Origin of the sequence: Rothia sp. HMSC08A08 (assembly GCF_001808385.1) — a bacterium.
Lineage (GTDB): Bacteria > Actinomycetota > Actinomycetes > Actinomycetales > Micrococcaceae > Rothia > Rothia dentocariosa.
The window spans coordinates 1-2,895 of sequence record NZ_KV793069.1 but is presented as its reverse complement, the minus strand read 5'-3'; the positions used below and the strand labels follow the sequence as shown (position 1 = coordinate 2,895).

Sequence of the window (2,895 nt, the reverse complement as noted above, 5' to 3'; positions counted from 1 at the left end):
TGACCGGCTGATGATGATCTCTGCATGCGTGTTTGTGTGTGGTGGTGTTGTTGGTGTGGTGTGTTGTTTGAGAACTCAAGAGTGTGCTTTGTTCAATACGTTTTAGACGCAGCATGTTTGTGTGTTGTGTTGTGATGATGTGTATTGGTGAAACGGGATGTTGTGACAGTGCGCTGGTGCCCTCGTAGTGGGGGTGTTGGTGTGCGGGGTTGATACCGTATATGTTTTTTGATCTTATTGAGGTCATGTTTTTTGGTGTGGTCTTGTAGTTTTTGAAAAATTTGTTGTGGTGTCTGCTGGTTGGGACATTCGTGTGGGGTGCAGAGCATGGGGTGCGTTGGTGTGCCTGGTGTTTTGTGTCCTGATTGTTTTTTGTTTTGTCAGTAGTTCATTGTTTTTTGAGAGTTATGGGATCATGCGTTTGCTTTTTGTTTTTGTAACGGAGAGTTTGATTCTGGCTCAGGACGAACGCTGGCGGCGTGCTTAACACATGCAAGTCGAACGATGAAGCCTAGCTTGCTAGGTGGATTAGTGGCGAACGGGTGAGTAATACGTGAGTGACCTACCTTTGACTCTGGGATAAGCCTGGGAAACTGGGTCTAATACCGGATACGACCAATCTCCGCATGGGGTGTTGGTGGAAAGCGTTATGGAGTGGTTTTAGATGGGCTCACGGCCTATCAGCTTGTTGGTGAGGTAATGGCTTACCAAGGCGACGACGGGTAGCCGGCCTGAGAGGGTGACCGGCCACACTGGGACTGAGACACGGCCCAGACTCCTACGGGAGGCAGCAGTGGGGAATATTGCACAATGGGCGCAAGCCTGATGCAGCGACGCCGCGTGAGGGATGACGGCCTTCGGGTTGTAAACCTCTGTTAGCATCGAAGAAGCGAAAGTGACGGTAGGTGCAGAGAAAGCGCCGGCTAACTACGTGCCAGCAGCCGCGGTAATACGTAGGGCGCGAGCGTTGTCCGGAATTATTGGGCGTAAAGAGCTTGTAGGCGGTTGGTCGCGTCTGCTGTGAAAGGCTGGGGCTTAACCCTGGTTTTGCAGTGGGTACGGGCTAACTAGAGTGCAGTAGGGGAGACTGGAATTCCTGGTGTAGCGGTGGAATGCGCAGATATCAGGAGGAACACCGATGGCGAAGGCAGGTCTCTGGGCTGTAACTGACGCTGAGAAGCGAAAGCATGGGGAGCGAACAGGATTAGATACCCTGGTAGTCCATGCCGTAAACGTTGGGCACTAGGTGTGGGGGACATTCCACGTTTTCCGCGCCGTAGCTAACGCATTAAGTGCCCCGCCTGGGGAGTACGGCCGCAAGGCTAAAACTCAAAGAAATTGACGGGGGCCCGCACAAGCGGCGGAGCATGCGGATTAATTCGATGCAACGCGAAGAACCTTACCAAGGCTTGACATATACTGGACTGCGTCAGAGATGGCGTTTCCCTTCGGGGCTGGTATACAGGTGGTGCATGGTTGTCGTCAGCTCGTGTCGTGAGATGTTGGGTTAAGTCCCGCAACGAGCGCAACCCTCGTTCTATGTTGCCAGCACGTGATGGTGGGGACTCATAGGAGACTGCCGGGGTCAACTCGGAGGAAGGTGGGGATGACGTCAAATCATCATGCCCCTTATGTCTTGGGCTTCACGCATGCTACAATGGCCGGTACAGAGGGTTGCGATACTGTGAGGTGGAGCTAATCCCTAAAAGCCGGTCTCAGTTCGGATTGGGGTCTGCAACTCGACCCCATGAAGTCGGAGTCGCTAGTAATCGCAGATCAGCAACGCTGCGGTGAATACGTTCCCGGGCCTTGTACACACCGCCCGTCAAGTCACGAAAGTTGGTAACACCCGAAGCCGGTGGCCTAACCCTGGTGGGGGGAGCCGTCGAAGGTGGGACTGGCGATTGGGACTAAGTCGTAACAAGGTAGCCGTACCGGAAGGTGCGGCTGGATCACCTCCTTTCTAAGGAGCTCAACTATTGTTTGGTTGGCCATGCTGCTCGCGAGTGTCGGGTGGGTGGTTTGCTCATGGGTGGAATGTCAGCCCCTTTTTTTTGTTGTTTGTTTTGTTTCACGGTGTTGTGTATGCGTCATCGTTATTGTTGTGTTGTTCGGGTGCGTTCTTGGGTTTTCGGGTTGCACGCTAGGTGTGGTCTGAGTTGGTGACTGGCTGGTGCTGGTGCTGGGGTTGTTCTCGGTGTTGGTGTTGGTGTGGTTTGTTGTTTGAGAACTATATAGTGGACGCGAGCATCTTCTGGGAACTGCACGGTTGTGTGGTTTCTTGATTCTTCTTTTTCTTGATTGTGTGTAAGTTGTTAAGGGCACACGGTGGATGCCTTGGCATCAGGAGCCGATGAAGGACGTGTGAATCTGCGATAAGCCTCGGGGAGCCGATAACTGGGCGTGGATCCGAGGATTTCCGAATGGGGAAACCTCGCTCATCGTTGTGGTGGGTGACCGCTGGTTGAATGTATAGGCCAGTTGGGGGGAACGCGGGGAAGTGAAACATCTCAGTACCCGCAGGAAGAGAAAATAATAATGATTCTGTTAGTAGTGGCGAGCGAACGCGGATGAGGCTAAACCTGTGGTGTGTGATAGCGGTTAGGTGTTGCATCATGGGTGTTGTGGGAGTTGTTGTGGTGGTTCTAACTGGTCACCGGCGTAGTGCATGATGGTAGGCGAACTGGCTTGGAATGGTCGACCGTAGTGGGTGAGAGTCCCGTAGTTGAAAGTGTTGTGTGTGCGTTGACAATGTCCCGAGTAGCACGGGGCTCGTGGAATCTCGTGTGAATCTGCCAGGACCACCTGGTAAGTCTAAATACTTCCTGATGACCGATAGTGGATCAGTACCGTGAGGGAATGGTGAAAAGTACCCCGGGAGGGGAGTGAAATAGT

At 52.9% G+C, this 2,895-nt stretch carries 2 rRNA genes; both read left to right on the top strand.

Annotated features, from left to right (window positions below):
- The first annotated feature begins 436 nt into the window (after window positions 1–436).
- Window positions 437–1,963 (top strand): 16S ribosomal RNA (locus HMPREF3164_RS05360).
- Between the two features lie 342 nt (window positions 1,964–2,305).
- Window positions 2,306–2,895, top strand: a 23S ribosomal RNA gene (locus tag HMPREF3164_RS05355); the annotation flags it as partial.